This window comes from Streptomyces sp. NPDC127092, from assembly GCF_042722475.1.
GTDB lineage: Bacteria > Actinomycetota > Actinomycetes > Streptomycetales > Streptomycetaceae > Streptomyces.
The window spans coordinates 922-1,575 of sequence record NZ_JBHXFE010000196.1; the positions used below are offsets into that span (position 1 = coordinate 922).

Consider the following 654-nt stretch of genomic DNA (forward strand, 5'->3'; position numbering starts at 1 on the left):
ATCTTCACGTCCACCCCGACGACGACGAGGCCCTGGAACCGCTTGAGGTTCCACCGCTCGTCCTCGGAGAGGGTGTCCATGAGGCTCGGCTTCATGCGGTTGAGGGAGACGATGGGCGAGGTCTCCGTGGCGCCGTAGGCGTGGATGACCTCCGCGCCGGTGAGCTCGTCGAAGCCGCGCATCATGGCCACGGGGGGCTCGGTCGCGCCGCACAGCAGGCGCACGCCGTCCATCCGTGGGGGCGTCTCGAGGGTGCGGAGGTGGTGGAGCATCGGCATGAGGATCGCGGGGGCTGCCGGGGCCACGGTGACGCCGTGGTCCACGAGGGTGGAGGTCAGCCACGGGGTGTCCGTGAGGTTGAACCGGCCCGGCAGCACCAGGCGCGCGCCCACGGCGACGGCGGCGAACGGCAGGCCCCAGCACTGCGCGTGGAACATGGGGGTCAGCAGCAGGGCGGTGTCCGCCATGGTCATGCCCAGGGTGGACACCACGGCGTGCGCGTGCAGCCAGGTGGCCCGGTGCGAGTAGAAGACGCCCTTGGGACGGCCGGTGGTGCCCGTGGTGTAGCAGGCGCCGGAGGCGGAGCGCTCACTCACGTTCGGCAGGTCCGCTGTCTCGAGCGGCTCCTGCCCGTCGAGGAGGGCCTCGTAGGAC

The 654-nt window shown here is 71.4% G+C and carries 1 protein-coding gene; it reads right to left on the reverse strand.

The window, feature by feature from the left end; genetic code table 11:
• Nucleotides 1-596 (reverse strand): AMP-binding protein (locus ACFWJO_RS38785; protein ID WP_386872918.1); only part of this gene is annotated, 596 nt, incomplete at its 3' end.
• Between the last annotated feature and the right edge of the window lie 58 nt (nt 597-654).